Raw genomic sequence first — 21401 nt, forward strand, 5'->3', positions numbered from 1 at the left:
AGAATCCGGTGCGACGTGCAGCGCCGACATGCTCGCCAGCCTTGCCGCCGCCTCGGGCCTGCGCAATTGGCACCTGAAGGGCCGCGAACTCATCCCGGTCGTGCAGGGCGGCATGGGTGTCGGCGTGTCCGCTGGCGGCCTTGCAGGCACCGTGGCCGGGCTGGGCGGCATGGGCACGATCTCGTCCGTCGACCTGCGCCGCCTGCATCCCGACCTGATGGCGCGCACGGTCGACCGGGAAGCCGAGGTCGATGCGGGCGCGTGCATCGACGCCGCCAACCTGGAAGCGCTGGGCCGCGAGATCGCCAAGGCACGCACGATTTCCGGCGGTCGCGGCCTCATCGCGGTGAACGTGATGAAGGCGCTGACCTCCTACGAGGCCCTGCTTCGGCATGCGATGGCCTGTGGCGTCGATGCGCTCGTGGTGGGCGCCGGCCTGCCACTCGACCTGCCGGAGATCGCGCGCGAGCATCCCGACGTCGCGCTGATCCCGATTCTTTCCGACGCGCGCGGCGTTCAACTCGTGGTGCGCAAGTGGGAGAAGAAAGGCCGCTTGCCCGATGCCATCGTGATCGAGCATCCGCGTCTGGCGGGCGGCCACCTCGGCGCCGCGAAGATCGCCGACCTGACCGATCCGCGCTTCGACTTCGACGTGGTGCTGCCGCAGGTGCTGGCGTTTCTCAAGAGCGCCGGCATCGAAGGCCGCATTCCGCTGATCGTCGCGGGCGGCATAGGCAGCCTGGAAGACATCCGACGCCTGCAGGGCCTGGGCGCTTCAGCGGTGCAGCTGGGCACCGCCTTCGCCGTGACCACCGAGTGCGACGCGAACATCGCATTCAAGCGCGTGCTGGCCGATGCAGGGCCCGAAGACATCGTGGAGTTCATCAGCACGGCCGGGCTGCCCGCGCGCGCGGTGCGGACGCCGTGGCTGGAGAAGTATTTGCGGCTGGAGCCGCGGCTTAAAGACAAGGCGCACAAGAAAGAGCATTGCACGATGCGCTTCGATTGCCTGGCGCATTGCGGCCTGCGTGACGGCACCGCGACATGGGGCCAGTTCTGCATCGACAAGACGCTGGGCCACGCGTTGAAGGGGCATACCGATCAAGGCTTGTTCTTCAGAGGCGCGGGGCGCTTGCCGTTCGGGGGCGAGATCCGGCCTGTCGGGGAACTCATGCGGTGGCTGTTGGGGGGCATCCGGCCGACCGTGCCGACGGTTCGCTGACAGGCCAGGATGCAGCGGTGCCAAGTGCAGTGGCACCCACATCGGGGCTCCGATGGTGCAGACTGATCGCATGGACAAGCATTACCTCGCACCCCTCTTCACGCCAGGCTCGGTGGTCGTTTTCGCGGGCCGGACCGACGCTGCCGAAGGTCAGTCGCCGCAGGCCAGGATGCTGCGTCAGGCGCTCGACGCCGACCGCTTCACCGGCACGCTGCACTTCGTCGACATCCACACCAGCGGCACCCTGAAAGATCTTGCGCAGACGCGCGCCGACCTGGCGATCATCGCCCTGGCGCCGAGCGAGATCGGAGCGGCGCTCGAAATCGCGGCGCGCATCGGATGCCGCACCGCGCTCGTGCTGTCGACCGGCATCGGCGCCGAGCAAGCGGCGGAACTGGCGAAGGTGGCGCGGCACGAGGGGGTGCATCTTCTCGGGCCGAATTCGCTGGGCTTCCAGCGGCCGCAACTGCATTTGAACGCGAGCACAGCCGGGCCGCTGGCCAAGGCCGGGCCGCTCGCACTGGTGTCGCAGTCCGGCGCGCTCACCGCGTCGATGCTCGACTGGGCGCGCAAGAACTCGGTCGGCTTCTCGAACGTCGTTTCGCTCGGCCCGCACACCTCGGTCGATCTGGCCGAGGTGCTCGACTTCTTCGCGCACGACGGCAGCACGCACAGCATCATCGTGTACATGGAGGGCATCTCCAACGCGCGCCGCTTCATGAGTGCGCTGCGCTCTGCCTCGCATGTGAAGCCCGTGGTGGTGTTGAAGGCCGGCCGCAAGCCTGCCGGCAACGAGGCGGCGCAGACGCACAGTGCGTCGATCGTCGGCAGCGACGATGTGTTCGACGCCGCCTTGCGCCGCGCCGGCGCGGTCCGTGTGCGCTCCTTCGTCGAACTGTTCTCGGCTGCCAAGTGCCTGGCCTCGCGCTACCGGCCCGTGGGCAAGCGGCTGGCCATCGTCACCAACGGCGGCGGCCCGGGCGTGCTGGCGGCCGACTGGGTCAACGAGATCGGTCTGCAACTGGGCAAGCTTTCGGCCGAATCGGCGCAGAAGCTGCAGCCCCATCTGCCGGCACTGGCGTCATTGACCGACCTCATCGACCTTTCCGAGGAGGCCGAGCCCGCGCATTACAAGGCTGCCATCGAAGCCGCTGCCGCCGACCGCCAGATCGACGGCGTGCTCGCCATCTTCTCGCCCAAGCCGGGTGCCGATGCCGCTGCGGTCGCGCGCGTGCTCGCCGACATTCCGCGGCCGATGAGCAAGCCGCTGTTGTCGTGCTGGATGGGCGATGCCACCGTAGGGCCCGCGCGTGAGGTGCTTTCCGAAGCGACGATCCCAACCTTTCGCACGCCCGAAGCGGCGGTCGGCGCGTTCGGCAACATCGCATCGTTCTATGAAAACCAGTTGATGCTCCAGCAGACGCCACCGCCGTTGTCGGCGCTGGCCAAGCCCGACATCGAAGGTGCGCGGCTGATGATCGAAAGCGTGCTCGCAGAACGGCGGAAGGTGCTGACAGAAATGGAGTCGAAAACGCTGCTGTCGGCCTTCCACATTCCGATCACGCGCACCCTGCTGGCACGCAGCGCCAACGAAGCCATGATGATCGCGACGCAGCTCGGATTTCCGGTAGCGCTCAAGATCGATTCGCCCGACATCAGCCACAAGTCGGATGTCGAGGGTGTGGCGCTCGACGTGATGAACGGCGCCGGCGCGCGCGATACGTACACCGACATGATGGAGCGCGTGGCGCGTCTCGCACCCGACGCACGCATCAACGGCGTGACCGTGCAGAAGATGGCGCGGGCTCGGCGCGGGCGCGAGATCTACATCGGCCTGGTCACCGACGAGCCTTTCGGGCCGGTCATCGTCTTCGGTGCCGGCGGCACCATGATCGAGCTCCTCGACGACCGCGCAATGGAGCTGCCGCCACTCAACCAGTTCCTCGCGCGGCGCCTGATCGAACGTTCGCGGGTGGCCGAGACGCTGGGTGAGTGGCGCGGTGCGCCGGCCGCAGACATGGAGGCGCTGGAGCAGGTCTTGCTGCGTGTCTCCGAAATGGTGTGCGAGCTCCCCGAGCTGCGCGAGATGGACATCAATCCGATCATCGTGGACGCGTCGGGTGCGGTGGCGGTCGACGCGCGTATCGTCATCGGTCACATGAATTCGCAAGCGACGGGGCCGCATGGCATCAGCTACAACCACCTGGCCATCCTTCCCTACCCGGCACGATATCGGCGCGAGTGGTCCTTGCCTGGGGGTGCGGGTGGCAGCAGTGGCGTTGCCGGCGGTGTCTACACGGTGCGACCGGTGCACCCCGACGACGCGCAGATGCTGCAAAACCTGGTGCAGCATCTGTCGCCCGAGAGTCGGTGGTTCCGCTACGTGTCGCACTTCCGCGAACTGCCGGCGTCGATGCTGTCGCGATTCACGCTGATCGATTACGACCGCGAGATGGCGCTGGTGGCCGTGGTTCGCGAACGCACGGTCGATACCGCCGGCCTCGCGACCGAAACTGAACGCATCGTCGGCGTGTCGCGCTACATCACCAACCCGGATCAGACGAGCTGCGAGTTCTCGCTGGTGGTGGCCGACGACTTCAGCGGCAAGGGACTCGGTTCACGGTTGATGGAAAGCATCATCGATGCGGCGCGAGACAAGGGGCTCGCAGAGATTGAAGGGCTGGTGCTGGCGGAGAACGCGGAGATGCTGAAGCTGATCAAGAGGCTCGGCTTCGCGGTCAAGCGGTTTGCCGATGATCCAGGTTTTCGATTGGTGACACTCACGCTGTAGCGGCGACGCCGCGCCGCTTGATTTGGATCAAGCCGATGCCATGGCCGTCTGGTGATACTGCGCCGGTGCCTTTTGCGGGCACGCCAAAAGACGGAGTCACCACGAGCCATATGAGTCCCGAAGACATGCGGGCCTTCGTCGAACGCCTGGACATTCTTCGACGATGGGCCGTCGCGCACGACCGCAGGAAGCTGGCTGCGCAGCTGGACCACGAAAACGACGCGGCGCATGCCGACGATGCGAAGACCGCTGCCTGCGCGGCGGTCAAGGTCCGACGTCCGACGCTGGCCGACATCGAGCAGGCACTGCAGCGAATCTCGATCGGCCGATACGCCCTTTGCGTGGATTGCGAACAGGTTATTGCGCGTGAGCGACTTCTGATCCAGCCGGCCGCTGTTCGATGCGTCGTCTGCCAATCCACGCTCTCCACAATCGCACGCTAGGCCGCACGCATCGACACCGACTGGCGTTCAGTGGCCTGTCGGTTCCAGTACGGTGAAAGCTGCGCAAGCCGGTGAAGTCGCTGAAGTCGCCGGATCGAAGCGCCTGCCACGCAGATGAAGCGCCAGAGCCGCGTCCATCGTCTGCACGTGTTTGACGTACCAACTCCTGAGCTGTCGCGCCATCTCGCGCACTTGCAGGAACCGTCTTTCGCGCGCATGGACTAGACCTTCGCGCATGACCTCGAGCACAACGCGATGCTGCACGATGTGATCTTTCCTCGAAGCAAAACCGCTGGATTGCATCCAGAGATCTTCACGCGCGAAATGGTTGGTCGTACAGGCCACGAGATCGCTCCACGCCAATGCAAGCTGCGCATCGTCGGCCACGTCCACGCGCTCGATCAGGTCCACGAACGCCTGGTGTTCACGGTCCATAAAAGGCAGGTCCAGCACAAGCGAATCCGACCAGTTCAAGGCAGCCATTCGGTTTCCTTTCGTTGAAACCGTCAAGGCTATGCATGCCTCGCCGCAGGGGTTTTGACCTGGGACAACATGGGTCGTAGCGACGCCAAAGAAAAAGCGCGAAAAAAGAAAAGCCCGGAATGCTCCGGGCTTTGATTCGCTGCATCAGCGTTTTTTTTTTGAGGCGCGACCCGGAGTCGAACCGGGCTACACGGATTTGCAATCAGTACGCAGCCTAAAATCTTCAACGACATCAACAACTTGCAGAGCCGCCAGTCTTTGCTACCGTAGATGCTACCTCTCATGCGACCTTAAATGTCGCCGCGAATAGCCCCACCGGCATCTCTGGGACCAATCTCACATCGTCCGGGCCATTCCGTTTCAGATCAGGCGCTTCGCCCTTGCGTACCCCGCACAGTATTCAGCATCAGGTTCAGTCAAGGAACAGCACTAAGCCTCAACCCAGTACACGCATTACAGGGCCGTGATCTTTTCTATTGCCTGCTGAAGGCGGCGAAGCAAATCGACCGTCTGGATGTCGATTCTCTCCATCTCGCCCGGCACCTTCAGCTCAACGCGCGCCAGCTTGAGCACCGTGCTCAAACAGTTCATCAGATCGACTTGCCTAGGAATCAGCCACACGGCGTAGTGCTTCAGCAGGACGAAGTTGTTGTCCAAGACAAGCTGCCGATCCGCACGGCATTTGCTAACGCTTTCAACTGCTCGATTGAGCGATTCAATCATCTTCTTTTCCCGCGCTGCTAACGCCGCCGGCGCCTCTGTACTTAGGTGCTCGGCGCGTTTGAACTCTTGCAAGCGAAGGAATGCGTCCTTCTCATCCTGCAGAAGGGAGAAAGTAGCCTCTTCAATCTTTTGGAGCAGGTTTAGATTCTTATAGATGGGCATGCACTCCGCCATCCCGTCGAAGAACGTCTCCGTGGTTTTTGCCAAAAGTTCACGCGTCTGTAGTACCGTCTCCGTACTAGCAAAGAGCCAAACCTTATTTGCACTGGCCGTTAGGTTAGCAATCGGCAGGCTCAACTCCTTCTCTTTAATTGGGTTTAGCGCGCCTAGGCCGCCAATCAGCAGAAGCGCCTTCTTGAAAGCCTCGATCAACTCTGTAAAAACTTTTGTTCTCGCCTCGGCGAGTCGCGTCTCAACTTCCTTCTGGAATGAATGCTCTCGCTCGGCTCTGGCAGCCATCTTGGCTTCGCTCAACTGCCGCTCAAGATTTTTGCGTCCGAAGCTGAGCTGCACCATGGTCGCCACCAGAGTACCTACGATCGCCAAGGCGGGGATGATTGCCGCAGGGTCCAGCCAGCCATTCGCTTTCTCTGCTGGCCTTAGCTCAACAGTAATTGATTGGACAGCTGGGGCAATCGGAAATGCCACGATGGGCGTGCCAAGTGCAATCGAGGGAGCTGCCGGAGGCGTTGGCGCAATTTGGACTGGTTGGGCGTGGGCGCTAAAGTTCATGGCCGAGCATTGTGCCCTGATCGTTTTGGCTTTTGAGCTTCCTGCTTTCTCTGCCGTTTCGCCGTTGCTGCTTGCGCCGCAACCCCGACATCTTCCCCGCCAAATGCTTCAGGGCGGAATTAAATTCGACGTCGAACAGTTCACCTTCGTAGTCGCCTCAGCTTCCGTTCAGCTGAATGTGTGGGCGCCGGTTTTGTACAGAGCAGCAGCGGCGCAGTCTCAGATGGAGGCTTTGGCGAAACCCCAGGGGGCGCCGGACAACAGTCGAGCCCCGGATGCAATTTTTGAGCTTATGGCCAAACTTACCGTACTCGAATAGACGGACTGTTTGCCCAAAAACTGGTAGCAAGCCCCGAAAAATCAGTAGCAATCTAATGTTGCTACTGTTAGAGAGCGTGTAGATGCTATTTTTTTTGTAGCAACAAACACACTGTTCATGAGGGTCTAATGGAGGCGCGACCCGGAGTCGAACCGGGCTACACGGATTTGCAATCCGTTGCATAACCGCTTTGCTATCGCGCCAAAAAGAACTGTTCGAAAACAACCTGCGAAAAAAAGGGAAGCATGTAGCTTCCCTTTTTCAAAACTTGGAGCGGGATAAGAGACTCGAACTCTCGACCTCAACCTTGGCAAGGTTGCGCTCTACCAACTGAGCTAATCCCGCGTTTCGAGCCTCAGATTATACAACAACTTTTGGCTCTCTGGCAAGGCTCGATCAATGTTTGATCGAGCCTTCCGTGGGAGCTGGAGCCGGCTGCGCAGAACGCTGCTTTGCCAACTCGGCGACCGCTGCAGCAGAGGCAGCGACTTCTTCATCGGACAGCGGCGTCGGCATTCTCTCGAGAGCGATCTCGAGCACCTTGTCGATCCACTTCACCGGCACGATCTCGAGCCCGTTCTTCACGTTCTCGGGAATGTCCTGCAAGTCCTTGGCGTTTTCTTCCGGGATGAGCACCGTCTTGATTCCGCCACGCAAGGCAGCAAGCAACTTTTCCTTCAAGCCGCCGATGGCAGTCACTTCGCCGCGCAAGGTGATCTCGCCGGTCATCGCGACATCGCCACGCACCGGAATGCCCGTCAACGCCGATACGAAAGCCGTCGTCATCGCGGCGCCGGCGCTCGGGCCGTCTTTCGGCGTCGCGCCATCGGGCACGTGGATGTGGATGTCGCGCTTCTCGAACATCTCGTCCTTGATGCCAAGGCGGCGCGCCCGGCTGCGCACCACCGTGCGTGCGGCCTCGACCGATTCCTTCATCACGTCGCCGAGCGAACCGGTGCGTGTGATGACGCCCTTGCCAGGCATCGTCACCGCTTCGATCGTGAGCAGATCGCCGCCCACTTCGGTCCATGCAAGACCGACGACCTGGCCGACCTGGTTCTGCTTTTCAGCCAGACCGAAGCTGTACTTGCGCACGCCCAGAAAGTCGTTCAGGTTGCTGCCGTCAACGGTCACCTTCGGCGTCATCTTCTTGAGCAGCAGGCCCTTGACGACCTTGCGACAGATCTTCGACAGTTCCCGCTCGAGAGAGCGCACGCCGGCTTCACGCGTGTAGTAGCGCACGATGTCGCGCACCGCTTCTTCGGTGATGAGGAGCTCTTCGTCCTTCACGCCGTTGTTCTTCAACTGCTTGGGCAGAAGGTACTTCAGCGCGATGTGAGTCTTCTCGTCTTCGGTATAGCCCGAGAGACGAATGACCTCCATCCGGTCGAGCAGTGCCGGCGGGATGTTCATTGAGTTCGAAGTCGCCACGAACATCACGTCGGACAAATCGAAATCGACCTCGACATAGTGGTCGCCGAAGGTGTGGTTCTGCTCGGGGTCGAGCACTTCGAGCAGAGCGCTCGACGGGTCGCCACGGAAGTCGGTGCCCAGCTTGTCGATTTCGTCGAGCAGGAAAAGCGGATTGCGCGTCCCGATCTTGTTCAGGCCCTGCAGCACCTTGCCCGGCAGCGCGCCGATGTACGTGCGGCGATGCCCGCGAATCTCAGCCTCGTCACGCATGCCGCCCAGGGCCATGCGCGTGTACTTGCGGCCGGTCGCTTTCGCGATCGACTGGCCGAGCGAAGTCTTGCCGACACCTGGAGGGCCGACCAGACACAGGATCGGCGCCTTTACCTTGTCCACGCGTTGTTGCACCGCGAGGTATTCCAGGATGCGGTCCTTGACCTTGTCGAGCCCGTAGTGGTCTTCGTTGAGCACCGCCTCGGCATTGGCCAGGTCGTGTTTGATCTTGGTCTTCTTGCTCCACGGCAGGCCGACCAGCACGTCGATGTAGTTGCGCACCACTGTCGCCTCGGCTGACATCGGCGACATCAGCTTGAGCTTCTTGAGTTCGCTCTCGGCCTTTTTCAGCGCCTCTTTCGGCATCTTGGCGAGCTTGATCTTTTTCTCGATCTCCTCGATGTCGGCGCCGTCTTCACCTTCGCCCAGCTCTTTCTGGATCGCCTTGACTTGCTCGTTCAGGTAGAAGTCGCGCTGGTTCTTCTCCATCTGGCGCTTCACGCGGCCACGAATCTTCTTGTCGACGTTCAGGATGTCGACTTCGCGCTCGAGTTGACCATACAGGTTTTCCAGGCGCGCCTTGATGTCGTCGAGGTCGAGCACAGCCTGCTTGTTGTCGAGCTTCAGCGGCAGGTGTGCGGCGATCGTGTCGGCGAGGCGACCCGGATCGTCGATGCTGGAGATCGACGTGAGGATCTCGGGCGGGATCTTCTTGTTGAGCTTCACGTACTGGTCGAACTGCTGCATGACCGCGCGGCGCAATGCTTCGACTTCGGTGCCCTTGGCGGCGCCTTCGACCGCTTCGATCGGGCTCACGTTGGCCGAGAAGTGGGTCTCGCTGTCGTCGATGCGGTTCACGCGTGCGCGTTGCTGGCCTTCCACCAGCACCTTCACGGTGCCGTCTGGCAGCTTGAGCATCTGCAGGATGGTCGAGACGCAGCCGACCTCGAACATGTCTTCGACAGAAGGCTCGTCCTTGGCCGCGGCCTTCTGCGCCACCAGCATGATGCGGCGCTCGGATTCCATCGCGAGTTCGAGCGCCTTGATACTTTTGGGTCGGCCCACGAAAAGCGGGATGACCATGTGAGGAAACACCACGACATCGCGCAGCGGGAGCAGCGGCAGGTCGAGGGCATCGGATGGCAAGGGGATATGACCGGACATGGAAATCCTTTTAGGCCTTTTTCGCTGCTTCGCGGTACACGAGCAGCGGGGGCTTGTTTTCATCGATGGTCGATTCCTCGACCACCACCTTGTCGACATTGATCGCGTTAGGCAGTTCGAACATGGTGTCGATCAACGACTGTTCAAGGATCGAGCGCAATCCGCGGGCGCCGGTCTTTCGTGCCAGCGCTTTGCGTGCAATCGCCTTCAACGCCGCCGGACGAATCTCCAGGTCGACGCCTTCCATTTGCAGCAGCTTGGTGAACTGCTTGACCACCGCGTTCTTGGGTTCGGTCAGGATCTGTACCAGCGCGTCTTCGCTGAGTTCGGCCAGCGAAGCAATCACCGGCATGCGACCGACGAGTTCGGGAATCAGGCCGAACTTGATCAGGTCTTCGGGTTCGACTTCGCGGAACACATCGGTCAGGCTGCGTTCCTTCTTGCTGCGCACCGAGGCGCCGAAGCCGATGCCCGACGCCTCGGTGCGGTTCTCGATGACCTTTTCAAGTCCGGAGAAAGCACCGCCGCAGATGAACAGGATGTTGGTCGTGTCGATCTGCAGAAAGTCCTGGTTCGGGTGCTTGCGTCCGCCTTGGGGCGGCACGCTGGCCATCGTGCCTTCGATGAGCTTCAGCAGCGCCTGCTGCACGCCCTCGCCCGACACGTCGCGCGTGATGGACGGGTTGTCCGACTTGCGCGAGATCTTGTCGATTTCATCGATGTAGACGATGCCGCGCTGCGCCCGCTCTACTTCGTAGTTGCAGCTTTGCAGGAGCTTCTGGATGATGTTCTCTACGTCTTCGCCGACGTAGCCGGCTTCGGTCAGCGTGGTGGCATCGGCCATCACGAAAGGCACGTCGAGCATGCGCGCCAGCGTTTGCGCCAGCAGCGTCTTGCCCGAACCGGTCGGGCCGATCAACAGGATGTTGCTCTTGCTGAGTTCGACCTCTTCGCCCTTGGACTTTTCCTTGTGACGCAGACGTTTGTAGTGGTTGTACACAGCCACCGACAACATGCGCTTCGCCGGCTCCTGGCCGATCACGTAGTTGTCGAGGTTGGTCTTGATCTCGAGCGGTGTCGGCAGATCGTTGCGGGCGTCGCGTGCTTCTTCACCGGCGGGCAACTCGTCGCGGATGATTTCGTTGCAGAGGTCGATGCACTCGTCGCAGATGAAGACCGATGGCCCTGCGATCAGCTTCTTGACCTCGTGCTGGCTCTTTCCGCAGAACGAGCAGTAAAGCGTTTTTTCGCTGGAAGAGCCTTTTTTGTCGGCCATGCAGGTGCCTCGTAACTGGGATTTATCAATGATAGCGAAACAAAAACGGCGTTCCCCGTGTGGGAAACGCCGTTCGTTGCCGTGGCGCGTCAGCGCCGCGAACGGTTACACACCGCGTTTGGAAATAACCTGGTCGACCAAGCCATATTCCTTGGACTCGTCGGCCGTCAAGAAATAGTCGCGTTCGGTGTCGCGCTGGATCTTTTCGAGCGGTTGACCGGTGCGCTCCGCAAGGATGCGGTTCATCTGCTCACGCGTCTTCAGGATGTCGCGTGCATGAATCTCGATATCGGTTGCCTGACCGCGTGCGCCGCCCAGCACCTGGTGAATCATGATCTTGGAATTGGGCAACGAGAAGCGCTTGCCCTTTTCGCCGGCTGCCAACAAAAACGCGCCCATGCTGGCGGCAAAGCCGATGCACAGGGTGGACACGTCGGGCTTGATGAACTGCATCGTGTCGTAGATCGCCATGCCGGCGCTCACGCTGCCGCCCGGCGAGTTGATGTAGAACGAAATGTCCTTGTCCGGGTTCTCGCTCTCGAGGAACAGCAACTGCGCAACCACCAGATTGGCGGTCTGGTCGTTGACCTCGCCCACCAGGAAAATCACGCGCTCTTTCAGCAAGCGCGAATAGATGTCGTAAGACCGCTCGCCGCGGCCCGACTGCTCGATGACCATCGGAACCATGCCGAGGCCTTGAATTTCTTGTGCGCTCATGAATTTGCTCTCCGAATAAGGGGTTCGTTCGTAATTCGTCATTGACTGCCACTGACTGTACGCCTCAGTGAAATGGGGCTCGTACCGCAAAGCACAAGCCCCATTTCCGTCCCCGCTCATGCAGAGACGGCAGCTCTCCAGCAGCTATCAGTTTTGCTGCGCCATCAGCTCGTCGAACGACACCGACTTGTCGGCGACCTTGGCCTTGCCGAGCACGAAATCCGTCACGTTGTTCTCAATCACGACAGCTTCGACTTCGGCCAGACGGCGGTTGTCGCTGAAGTACCAGCGCACCACGTCGGCCGGCTTTTCGTAGCTTGCGGCCAGCTCGTCGATATGGGCTTTGATCTGCTCCGGCTTGGCTTGCAGTTCGTTGGCACGCACCAGCTCGGCGACGACCAGGCCCAAACGCACGCGGCGCTCGGCTTGCGGACGGAACACGTCGTCGGGAATCGGTGCCTTGTCGGCGTCCTTGATACCGCGCTGCTTGAGCTCGGCACGGGCGCCTTCGACCATGCGGTCGACTTCGGCCTGCACGCTCGAGTTGGGCAGGTCGAGTTCGGCATTGGTGATCAGCGCGTCCATCACGGCGTTCTTGTTGCGCGCCAGCAAACGGAACTTCACTTCACGTTCGAGGTTGCGCTTGATATCGGCACGGAGGCCTTCGACGGTGGCTTCGGCGATGCCGAGCGACTTGGCGAGTTGTTCGTTGACTTCTGGCAGGTGCGTCGATTCGATCTTCTTCACGGTGACCATGAAGTCGGCCTGCTTGCCGGCCACATCCTTGCCGTGATAGTCGGCCGGAAAAGAGAGCGGGAAGGTGCGGCTGTCGCCGGACTTCAAACCACGCACCGCGTCTTCGAATTCCTTCAGCATCTGGCCTTCGCCGATGATGAACTGGAAGTCTTCGGCCTTGCCGCCCTGGAAGGTCTCGCCTTCGATCTTGCCTTCGAAGTCGACTGTCACGCGGTCGTCGTCTTGCGCTGCAGCGTCGATGGCGCGTTGCGCGAAGGTGCGGCGCTGCTTGCGCAGGATGTCGAGAGTCTTGTCGATCGAGTCGTCGCCGACTTCGGCGGTGATGCGTTCGACTTCAGCACCGGCCAGGTCCTTGATCTTGACTTCAGGAAACACCTCGAAAATCGCGTCGAAAGCCAGTTCGCCTTCAGGCGACTCTTCCTTCTCGGTGATGCGCGGCTGGCCGGCAACACGGAGTTTGGCTTCGTTGGCGGCTTGCGAAAAAGCCTCGCCGACCTTGTCGTTCATCACTTCATAGTGAACCGAATAGCCGTAGCGCTGGGCCACGACGTTCATCGGCACCTTGCCGGGACGAAAGCCGTCCATCTTGACGGTACGGGCCAGCTTCTTCAGGCGCGAGTCGACTTCGGACTGGATGGTGCTGGCCGGCAAGGTCAGCGTGATCTTGCGTTCGAGCTTTTCGAGGGTTTCAACGTTCACGGTCATCGGACTCTTCCTTTTGATGGGGTTTCTGGTGCGCGGGGCCGGACTCGAACCGGCACGTTCTTGCGAACGTCAGGACCTAAACCTGGTGCGTCTACCAATTTCGCCACCCGCGCGATCAGGTGAAATGGATGCGAAAACGGGCGGCCTCTGAAAAGCAGACCACCCGTCGAAATCGGTCAACCGCGCATTTTAAACGCTAACGGGGACGTGTTTCAGCACCTCTTGCGAACCTTCGACAGGTTCGCGCTTGACCCTGAACGCCGCGGCATACATTGCAGGCAAGGCCAACAGGGTCAGCACGGTTGCCACGATCAGCCCGCCCATGATGGCGACCGCCATCGGCCCCCAGAAGACACTGCGCGACAGCGGAATCATCGCCAGCACCGCAGCCGCCGCGGTCAGCACGATCGGCCGCAGCCGCCGCACAGCCGATTCGACGATCGCATCCCAGGCAGGCACGCCCGCTGCCCGATCGCTCTCGATCTGGTCGATCAGGATTACCGAGTTGCGCTGGATCATGCCCATCAACGCGATCACGCCGAGCAACGCGACAAAGCCGAACGGCCGGTTCAACAGCAGCAATGCCGCCGACACACCCGCAATACCCAGCGGCCCGGTAATGAACACGAGCAACGACCGGCTGAAGCTATGCAACTGCAGCATCAGCAACGTGAACACCAGGAAAAGCATGATCGGCACGCCGACCACGATCGACGACGAACCCTTGCTGCTCTCCTCCACGGCGCCCGCCACTTCGATGCGATAGGCGCCCTGCCCGTCGGCCCGCCACTTCGCCTCGATCTCGCGCAGCTTCGGCAGCAACTGGCTGGTCACGGTCGCGCCTTGCAGCCCCTCGACGATGTCGCCCTGCACGGTGATCGTGTAGTCACGGTTCTGGCGCCAGATCACGCCCGGCTCCCATGTGAATACCGGCCGGGCGATCTGTGTCAACGGAATCGAATGGCCCGATGTCGTCGGGATGTAGGCGTTGCCGATGTCCGAGATCGCCTGGCGCTCGTCCGGTGACTGGCGCAAGACAATGTCGATGAGCCGGTCGTTTTCGCGGTATTGGCCCACGTTGGTGCCGCTGAACATCGTCTTGGACGCTTGCGCGATCGCCTGGCTCGTCACGCCCAAGGCGCGTGCCTTCGATTGATCGATCTCGAGCCGGATCACCTTGACCGACTCGTTCCAGTTGTCGTTGACGCCGCGCATGTTGGCGTTGTCGCGCATCACGGCCTTGACCTCGTCGGCCTTGATGCGCAGCGTCGCCGGATCCGTGCCGATCACGCGAAACTGCACCGGGTATGCGACAGGCGGGCCGTTGGGCAGCAGCTTGACGCGGCCCCGCACCTCGGGGAATTCCTGCGCCAGGATGGCCGGCAGTTTCACGCGAAGCAACTCTCGCTGATGCAGATCTTTCGTCAGCACGATCATCTGCGACACGTTGGTTTGCGGGAACACCTGGTCGAGTGGCAGATAGAAGCGAGGCACGCCGGTGCCGATCCAGGTCGCCACCGTGGCCACGCCGGACTCCTGCATGAACCGTTTCTCGGCACGTCGGGCAATGGCTTCAGACGCTGCGAACGAGGTGCCTTCGGGCGACCACAGTTCAACCAGGATTTCAGGTCGACTCGAATCGGGAAAGAACTGCTGCTGGACCTTGCCCATGCCGACGATACCCAACGCAAAAATCGCAACAGTCGCACCGATGGTGATCCAGCGGTACTCCACGCACCAGTTCACCGTGCGGCGGAACGTGTTGTAGAAGGGCGAGTCGAACAGCTCGTGCGGTGGCGCGTCAGGGTCGTGCGGCTTCACCTTGAGCAGCACCGTGCCGAGATACGGCACGAAATACACCGACACGATCCAGCTCAACAGCAGGGCGATCACGGTCACCGCGAAGATCGCGAAGGTGTACTCGCCCGTCACAGACTTCGCGATGCCGATAGGCAGGAAGCCAGCCGCGGTGATCAAGGTGCCAGTCAGCATCGGCTTGGCGGTCACGTCGTAGGCGTAGGTCGCGGCACGCACCTTGTCGTAGCCCTCTTCCATCTTCCGCACCATCATCTCGACCGCGATGATCGCGTCGTCGACCAAGAGGCCGAGCGCGATGATCAGCGAGCCGAGCGAAATCTTGTGCAGCCCGATGCCGAAGTAGTTCATCGCCAGGAAAGTCAGCGCCAGCACCAGCGGAATGGTGATCGCCACCACCAGCCCCGGCCGGATGTCGACATACCAGCCGAAGCGCCCGCCCTTGTGAAGCCCGAGCGCGATGAAGCTCACTGCCAGCACGATGGCCACGGCCTCGACCAGTACGTCGATGAACTCGCTGACGGAGTCGGCCACCGCCACCGGCTGGTCCTGGATCTGCGCCAGCTTGACGCCGGCCGGCAACTGCCTGTCGATCTCTTTGGTCGCGACCTTCAGCGCCTTGCCCAACGCGATGATGTCGCCGCCCTTGGCCATCGAGATGCCGAGTGCCACCACTTCCTTGCCCTGGTAATGCACCTTGACGGTCGGCGGATCGACGTAGCCACGGTGAATGTCGGCGATGTCGCCGAGGCGCAGCTGGTTGCCCGAACTGCCGCGAATGGGCATGTCGCGCAACTGTTCGACGCTGGTGAACTGCCCTGCCACGCGCACCTGCACCACATCCAAAGGCGACTGGATCGTGCCGGCAGGCTCGACTGCGTTCTGCGAGCCGATCTGCGCCAGCACCGCGTTGAAGTCGAGCCCCAGTTGCGCCACGCGCTTCTGCGAAACCTCGATGAAGACTTTTTCGTCCTGCAGACCGAATTGCTGCACCTTGGAAACGTCTTTGACGCGCAAGAGGCGCTGGCGCACATCGTCGGCAAAGGTCTTGAGCTCGGACTGGCTGAAGCCTTCGCTTTCGAGTGCGTAGATCACGCCGAAGACATCGCCGAATTCGTCGTTGAAGAACGGGCCCTGGATGCCGCCGGGCAAGTTTCCGCGCATGTCGGCGATCTTCTTGCGCACCGTGTACCAGACGTTAGGTACCTCACTGGCCCTGGACGAATCCTTGATCTCGAAAATGATCTGCGACTCACCCGGCTTCGAGTAACTGCGGATTTTGTCGGCGTACGGCACCTCTTGCAGCGTGCGCTCGATCTTGTCGGTGACCTGCTCGGCCACCTGCTGCGCAGTGGCCCCGGGCCAGAACGTCTGCACGACCATCACCCGGAAGGTGAACGGCGGGTCTTCGTCCTGCCCGAGCTGAAAGTACGAAGTGAACCCCAGCACCATGAGCACCAGCATCAGGTAGCGTGTGAGCGCCCCGTGGTCGAGCGCCCATTTGGAGAGATTGAACCCGGCGGGCTTGGCGTCGACCGGCGACGTCATTGTTTGGCACCCGCTGCGGTGGGCACGACAGCGGCGGCGGGCGCAGGGGAAGGCGCCGCTGCGATGGCGTTCTTATCCTGATAGATCGACACCTTCTGGCCCGGCTGCAGTACGTGCACGCCGGCCACAACGACCATCATCCCGGGCGTGATGCCACCGGAGATCACCGCCGCGTTGCCGTCGGCCGTCGCGACCTGCACGGCTTGCAAACGCACCGTCATGGTGTCCTTGTCGAGCACCCAGACAGCGCTGCCCTGGCCCTCCTGACGCAGCGCGCTGGTCGGCAACTTGATCACCGCGGTGCCGCTGCGCGACAGGCTCTGCGGGCGGGCATAGACGGTGGCACCGAGCGCAGGCGCGGTCGCCGCATCGATGGCGACCTTGACGGTGTAGGTGCGCGTCACCGCATCCGCACTGGCCGCGACTTCGCGCACCTTGCCTTCGAGTTCAGCACCGCCAGCCCAGCCGCGCACTGTCACCGGCGCACCCGGCTTGATGAGCGCAGCACGGTCTTCCGGCACCGCGAACACCACGTCGCGTGCGCCGTCCTGCGCGATGCGAACCACCGGCGTGCCGGAAGTCACCACCTGGCCCGGCTCGGCCTCGATGGCGGTGACGATGCCCGGCACGTCGGCCACCAGCGTCGTGTAGTTGGCCTGATTGCCCTGCGACGACAACTGCGCCTGTGCCTGCTCGAACTGCGCCTGCGCCGATTTGTAGGTGGTCTCGCGGCGCTCGAGATCGGCCCCACTGATGAAGTTCTGGTCGCGCAACCCCTGGTAGCGCTTGAGGTCACTCGCTGCGATGTCGCGATTGGTCGTCGCTGCGGCCAGCTGGGCACGCGCCGCATCTGTCGCGAGCTTGAAATCCTGCGGATCGAGTTGCGCGAGCACCTGGCCGGCATTCACATGCTGGCCCATATCGACCTGGCGTTTGGTGATCTTGCCGCCGACCCGAAAGCCGATGCGCGATTCCACGCGGGCCCGCACCTCGGCGGAAAACTCGGGCTCGGTGTCAAAAGTGGAGACACCGACCGTCGTGATCTTGACCGCGCGCAACGGCTCCTCTGGCGCGGCGGGATGCGAGCAGCCGGCAATCGCCAATGCGGCAAATGCTGCCGCGACTGCTGAAGTGACCAGGGAACCGCGGCGAGCAAAAACAGCGCGAACGAGGGGCAACGCGGGCATAGGACCTACCTTGAGAAAACGAAACGGCAGTCATTACTGACCGGGCGGTTAGTAATCTAGGGTAAACGCGAAAGCGTGTCAATTGGCCGGTCAGGTCCGTTGCCCAAGCTCCACCAGCCGGTTGCCCGGCAGATGAAAGTAGTCCGAAGCGCGCCCCGCATTTCGCTGCATCCAACTGAACAGCGCCACGCGCAGCGGGTTCATGCCCGGCAAATTGGCCGAGATCGACGCCCGCGAGGTGAAGTACGAGGTCGTCATAGAGTCGCAGCCGATACCCTGCTGGTACGCGAAGATGCGAATGAAATTCGGCACGTCCGGCGGTTCCATGAAGCCGTGCCGCGCGGTCACCGTCCAGACGCCGTGGCCCAGCGACTCAGACTCGATGCGCTGGGCCGCGTCCACACGCGGCGTGTCGCAGGGCCGGACCAGCAGCACGATGACCTGGTCGTGCAGCACCTGGTTGTGCTTCAGGTTGTGCAGCAGCGCATACGGCACCGAGTCGACATCGACGCTGGGAAACACCGCCGTGCCACGCACCCGATGCGGCAGGTTGATGGCGAGCGATTCGATGAACGGTTTGAGCGGCAGGCGCTCGGCGGCCGCGACTTCGAGGCCGATGCGCCGCCCCTTCGCCCAGGTGGTGAATATCACCATGACCACCGCGGCGACCGCGAGCGTGAGCCAGCCGCCCTGCGCCACTTTCAGGCTGTTGGCAAAAACGAAGGTCAGGTCGACGATCGCGAAGAGCACCACGCCGACGACCACCGCAACGCGGTTCCAGCGCCAGAGCCCATAAGCCACCACGCCCGCCAGCAGCGTCGTCGTGACCATGGTGATCGACACCGCGATGCCGTAGGCGGCGGAGAGCGCGCTCGAACTCCGAAAGCCCAGCACCAGCAACAGCACGCCGACCATCAGCATCCAGTTGATTGCCGGCACATAGATCTGCCCGATGGCATCGCGCGAGGTCTGCACCACACGCATGCGCGGCAGGTAGCCCATGCGCATCGCCTGCGCTGTCAGGGAAAAGGCGCCGGAGATCACTGCTTGCGAAGCGATGACCGTGGCCATGGCCGCGAGCACCACCATCGGCAATACGCTCCATGCCGGGAAGAGTCGGAAAAACGGGTTGTCGATGGCTGCCGGATTGCCAAGCACCAAAGCGCCCTGGCCGAAGTAATTGAGCACCAGGCCGGGTAGCGCGACAAACGCCCACGCCAGCCGAATCGGCCGCGCGCCGAAATGCCCCATATCGGCATACAGCGCCTCGCCACCGGTGAACGCCAGGAACACAGCGCCGAGTACGGGCAGCGCCTGCGCCCGATGCGTGAACAAGAAGCTGAAAGCATGGCGCGGATCGAGCGCTGCCAGCACCTGCGGCTGCTGCCAGATCTGCCATGCCCCACCCACCGCCAGAAGGAAGAACCACAGCAGCATGACCGGCCCGAAGACCTTGCCGACCACCGCCGTGCCCTTGCGCTGCACCATGAACAAACCAATCAGGATGACGATGGTGATCGGGATCACGAAGCGTTCCAGCCCTGGTTGCAGCACCTCCAGCCCCTCGACCGCGGACAGCACCGAGATGGCCGGGGTGATGAGGCTGTCGCCGTAGAACATCGCCGCGCCGACCAGGCCCAGCATGCCAAGCAGTTGCCAGGCCCAGACCGGCGTTCCCGGACCTTCCATTGCCCGGCGCGCCAGCGCCTGCAAGGCCAGGATGCCACCTTCGCCATCGTGGTCGGCGCGCAGCACGAACACCACGTACTTGAGCGTGACCACGAACATCAGGCCCCAGAAGATCAGCGACAGCATGCCGAGCACCGCGTCCGGCGAAAAAGGCACGCCATGGTCCGGGTTCAACGTTTCCTTGAACGCATACAGCGGCGAGGTACCGATGTCACCGAACACCACACCGAGCGCGGCGATCATCAGGCCTGCGCCCGGTGGCGTCTTGGCCGCGTCCTGCAGCGTCTTGGGGGGAGAGTTCATACGGTGGTTCGAGCGTGACGGTACGACGAGCATAGGGCCGGGCGGGACAGACTGCGACCGACGTGTGGCGACTCGCCGACAATCGCCGACGTGCCTGACCACTACGAAAATTTTCCGGTCGCGTCGTGGTTATGCCCGCCGCGCCTGCGCCCACCGATTGCGGCCATCTATGGGTTCGCCCGCACCGCCGACGACATCGCCGACGAGGGCGATGCGTCTGCCGATGAGCGGCTCGCCGACCTGAGGGCATTCCGCGCCGACCTGACCGCCATTGCATCTGGGCACGCTGCCTCGTCGCGCTGGCCCGGCGTGTTCGGACCGCTCGCGGCTGCCATGGCCCAGTTCGAATTGCCCGAATCGCTGCTGGCCGATCTGCTCTCTGCTTTTATGCAGGACATCGAGAAAACGCGCGACGGCGGCGCCTATGCCGACCGCGCCGAGCTGCTCGACTACTGCCGCCGATCGGCCAATCCGGTGGGCCGGCTGCTGCTGCATCTTTACGGCATCGCCGAATCGGAATCTCTGCGCCGGAGCGACGCCATCTGCAGCGCACTGCAGCTCATTAATTTCTGGCAAGACCCGAGCGTCGATCTGCCGCGCGGACGCTTCTATCTTCCCCTGGCGGATTGTGCGGCGCACGGGCTGGCGCGCGAAAGCTTCGACTCTTTCAGGCCGATGACTTCGGCCAAGCCACCACGGCAGGCCATCGCGCTGATGGCACAAGAAACCGCATGGGCACGCGAGCTGATGCAGCAAGGCGCACCGCTCGTGCACCGACTGTCCGGCCGCGCCGGTTGGGAACTGCGCCTCGTCGTGCAGGGCGGCCTGCGCATCCTCGACAAGATCGAGGCCATCGGCTTCGACACTTTTTCAGAGCGTCCGACCATCGGCAAAAGCGATGCGCCGCTGCTGGCCTGGCGAACCCTGTGGATGCGGAGACAATCGCAACCGATGAAAAAAGAAGAAGCATCCCCGCGATGACGCCCGAACAGTACGTCCAGGACAAGGCGGCTGCATCGGGCAGCAGCTTTTATTACGCCTTCCTCTTTCTGCCGAAGCCGCGTCGCGCCGCCATCACTGCGTTCTATTCGTTCTGCCGCGAGGTCGACGACGTGGTCGACGAAGTGACCGACCCCGGCGTCGCCGCCACCAAGCTCGCCTGGTGGCGCACCGAGGTCGCCCAGTCTTTTGCCGGCCAACCGCGGCACCCGGTCATGAAGGCGCTCATGCCGCATGCGGGCGCCTACGGCATCGAGGCGCGGCAGCTGCACGAAGTCATCGACGGTTGCCAGATGGACCTAGACCAGACGCGGTACCTCGACTTCCCTGCCCTGCGCCTTTACTGCCACCGCGTGGCCGGCGTTGTCGGCGAAGTCGCGGCACGCATCTTTGGACAGACTGAGGACGCAACCACGCAGTACGCCCACAAGCTCGGCCTCGCTCTGCAGCTCACCAACATCATTCGCGATGTAGGCGAAGACGCATTGCGCGGCCGCATCTACCTGCCCGTGAACGAGTTGCAGCAGTTCGACGTCAAGGCGCACGAGGTGCTCAACCGCGTCCACTCCGAGCAATTCGTCGCGCTGATGAAGTTTCAGGCCGCGCGTGCCCATGCCGCCTACGACGAAGCGCTGACGCTGCTGCCCGCTGCCGACCGACGTACGCAGAAGCCCGGCCTGATGATGGCGAGCATCTACCGCACGCTGCTGCGCGAGATCGAGAGCGACGACTTCCAAGTGCTGAACCAGCGCGTGAGCCTGACGCCGGTGCGCAAGCTTTGGCTCGCGTGGCGTGTCCAGGCTTTGGGTCGCGTATGACGCGACGGCGCCGCATTGCTCCCTCCCC

The 21401-nt window shown here is 62.4% G+C and carries 15 protein-coding genes and 3 tRNA genes; 6 read left to right on the forward strand and 12 right to left on the reverse strand.

The features are described from left to right. Positions 1 to 28: 28 nt before the first annotated feature. The 3 genes from RCH10_RS12715 to RCH10_RS12725 all read left to right on the forward strand — a co-directional run bounded on the left by RCH10_RS12715 (position 29) and on the right by RCH10_RS12725 (position 4456). Positions 29 to 1222 (forward strand): NAD(P)H-dependent flavin oxidoreductase, encoded by a 1194-nt coding sequence (locus RCH10_RS12715; protein ID WP_409052675.1) that lies wholly within the window; start codon positions 29 to 31, stop codon positions 1220 to 1222. Between the two features lie 70 nt (positions 1223 to 1292). Then, complete coding sequence (locus RCH10_RS12720) at positions 1293 to 4013, forward strand: GNAT family N-acetyltransferase (RefSeq protein ID WP_409052676.1); 2721 nt, start codon at positions 1293 to 1295, stop codon at positions 4011 to 4013. A gap of 125 nt (positions 4014 to 4138) precedes the next feature. Further along, on the forward strand, positions 4139 to 4456 hold the full coding sequence (locus tag RCH10_RS12725; RefSeq protein WP_409052628.1) for a TraR/DksA family transcriptional regulator: 318 nt from the start codon (positions 4139 to 4141) through the stop codon (positions 4454 to 4456). A gap of 27 nt (positions 4457 to 4483) precedes the next feature. Here RCH10_RS12725 and RCH10_RS12730 read toward each other — a convergent pair whose 3' ends face one another. Further along, entirely contained in the window at positions 4484 to 4939 is a 456-nt protein-coding gene (locus tag RCH10_RS12730; protein WP_409052629.1) for a bacteriohemerythrin, read from the reverse strand. 453 nt (positions 4940 to 5392) lie between these two features. After that, on the reverse strand, positions 5393 to 6310 hold the full coding sequence (locus RCH10_RS12735; RefSeq protein ID WP_409052630.1) for a hypothetical protein: 918 nt from the start codon (positions 6308 to 6310) through the stop codon (positions 5393 to 5395). A gap of 1 nt (position 6311) precedes the next feature. Here RCH10_RS12735 and RCH10_RS12740 point away from each other — a divergent pair, with 1 nt between their 5' ends. Beyond that, the gene (locus RCH10_RS12740; RefSeq protein WP_409052631.1) at positions 6312 to 6713 is read left to right on the forward strand and encodes a hypothetical protein; all 402 of its coding nucleotides are present in this window, start codon (positions 6312 to 6314) and stop codon (positions 6711 to 6713) included. Positions 6714 to 6842: 129 nt separating this feature from the next. On the opposite strand, the gene RCH10_RS12745 is transcribed toward RCH10_RS12740, so the two are convergent. The 10 genes from RCH10_RS12745 to RCH10_RS12790 form a co-directional block, all read right to left on the reverse strand. Next, positions 6843 to 6916 (reverse strand) — tRNA-Cys (locus tag RCH10_RS12745). Positions 6917 to 6982: 66 nt separating this feature from the next. Then, positions 6983 to 7058: transfer RNA gene (locus RCH10_RS12750), tRNA-Gly, on the reverse strand. Between the two features lie 51 nt (positions 7059 to 7109). Then, positions 7110 to 9560, reverse strand: a complete 2451-nt coding sequence (gene lon / locus RCH10_RS12755; protein WP_323496972.1) for an endopeptidase La — start codon at positions 9558 to 9560, stop codon at positions 7110 to 7112. A gap of 10 nt (positions 9561 to 9570) precedes the next feature. Further along, positions 9571 to 10836 carry an ATP-dependent Clp protease ATP-binding subunit ClpX gene (clpX, locus tag RCH10_RS12760; RefSeq protein WP_187052310.1) on the reverse strand — a complete coding sequence of 422 codons (1266 nt, stop codon included), beginning with the start codon at positions 10834 to 10836 and terminating at the stop codon, positions 9571 to 9573. A gap of 105 nt (positions 10837 to 10941) precedes the next feature. Beyond that, positions 10942 to 11553: an ATP-dependent Clp endopeptidase proteolytic subunit ClpP gene (gene clpP / locus RCH10_RS12765; RefSeq protein ID WP_187052311.1), complete on the reverse strand. Its 612-nt coding sequence runs from the start codon at positions 11551 to 11553 to the stop codon at positions 10942 to 10944. A 147-nt stretch (positions 11554 to 11700) separates the two neighbouring features. After that, positions 11701 to 13014, reverse strand: coding sequence for a trigger factor (gene tig / locus RCH10_RS12770; RefSeq protein WP_323496971.1), 1314 nt, complete (start codon positions 13012 to 13014; stop codon positions 11701 to 11703). 26 nt (positions 13015 to 13040) lie between these two features. Next, a tRNA-Leu gene (locus RCH10_RS12775) sits at positions 13041 to 13127 on the reverse strand. Positions 13128 to 13203: 76 nt separating this feature from the next. Continuing rightward, positions 13204 to 16377, reverse strand: a complete 3174-nt coding sequence (locus RCH10_RS12780) for an efflux RND transporter permease subunit (RefSeq protein WP_409052632.1) — start codon at positions 16375 to 16377, stop codon at positions 13204 to 13206. Beyond that, complete coding sequence (locus RCH10_RS12785; protein ID WP_409052633.1) at positions 16374 to 17564, reverse strand: efflux RND transporter periplasmic adaptor subunit; 1191 nt, start codon at positions 17562 to 17564, stop codon at positions 16374 to 16376. The genes RCH10_RS12780 and RCH10_RS12785 overlap by 4 nt, the downstream gene beginning before the upstream one ends. A 90-nt stretch (positions 17565 to 17654) precedes the next feature. Next, positions 17655 to 19556: a potassium transporter Kup gene (locus RCH10_RS12790; RefSeq protein WP_409052634.1), complete on the reverse strand. Its 1902-nt coding sequence runs from the start codon at positions 19554 to 19556 to the stop codon at positions 17655 to 17657. Positions 19557 to 19607: 51 nt separating this feature from the next. On the opposite strand from RCH10_RS12790, the gene hpnC reads away from it, so the two are divergent. Together hpnC and hpnD are read left to right on the forward strand one after the other, a co-directional pair. Continuing rightward, positions 19608 to 20537, forward strand: coding sequence for a squalene synthase HpnC (gene hpnC, locus RCH10_RS12795; protein WP_409052677.1), 930 nt, complete (start codon positions 19608 to 19610; stop codon positions 20535 to 20537). After that, entirely contained in the window at positions 20534 to 21373 is an 840-nt protein-coding gene (gene hpnD / locus RCH10_RS12800) for a presqualene diphosphate synthase HpnD (RefSeq protein WP_409052635.1), read from the forward strand. Before hpnC ends, hpnD begins: the two co-directional genes overlap by 4 nt. Positions 21374 to 21401: the final 28 nt, after the last annotated feature.

The sequence above is a fragment of the Variovorax sp. GrIS 2.14 genome, assembly GCF_046115955.1.
GTDB lineage: Bacteria > Pseudomonadota > Gammaproteobacteria > Burkholderiales > Burkholderiaceae_C > Variovorax.

Coding starts and splice junctions, on each gene's coding strand:
- RCH10_RS12730 (WP_409052629.1), bottom strand. CDS start 4,939: ATGGCTGCCTTGAACTGGTCGGATTCGCTTGTGCTGGACCTGCCTTTT.
- RCH10_RS12740 (WP_409052631.1), top strand. CDS start 6,312: ATGGGCGTGCCAAGTGCAATCGAGGGAGCTGCCGGAGGCGTTGGCGCA.
- RCH10_RS12780 (WP_409052632.1), bottom strand. CDS start 16,377: ATGACGTCGCCGGTCGACGCCAAGCCCGCCGGGTTCAATCTCTCCAAA.
- RCH10_RS12790 (WP_409052634.1), bottom strand. CDS start 19,556: ATGAACTCTCCCCCCAAGACGCTGCAGGACGCGGCCAAGACGCCACCG.
- RCH10_RS12720 (WP_409052676.1), top strand. CDS start 1,293: ATGGACAAGCATTACCTCGCACCCCTCTTCACGCCAGGCTCGGTGGTC.
- RCH10_RS12725 (WP_409052628.1), top strand. CDS start 4,139: ATGCGGGCCTTCGTCGAACGCCTGGACATTCTTCGACGATGGGCCGTC.
- RCH10_RS12785 (WP_409052633.1), bottom strand. CDS start 17,564: ATGCCCGCGTTGCCCCTCGTTCGCGCTGTTTTTGCTCGCCGCGGTTCC.
- hpnD (WP_409052635.1), top strand. CDS start 20,534: ATGACGCCCGAACAGTACGTCCAGGACAAGGCGGCTGCATCGGGCAGC.
- tig (WP_323496971.1), bottom strand. CDS start 13,014: ATGACCGTGAACGTTGAAACCCTCGAAAAGCTCGAACGCAAGATCACG.
- clpP (WP_187052311.1), bottom strand. CDS start 11,553: ATGAGCGCACAAGAAATTCAAGGCCTCGGCATGGTTCCGATGGTCATC.
- clpX (WP_187052310.1), bottom strand. CDS start 10,836: ATGGCCGACAAAAAAGGCTCTTCCAGCGAAAAAACGCTTTACTGCTCG.
- RCH10_RS12715 (WP_409052675.1), top strand. CDS start 29: ATGCTCGCCAGCCTTGCCGCCGCCTCGGGCCTGCGCAATTGGCACCTG.
- lon (WP_323496972.1), bottom strand. CDS start 9,560: ATGTCCGGTCATATCCCCTTGCCATCCGATGCCCTCGACCTGCCGCTG.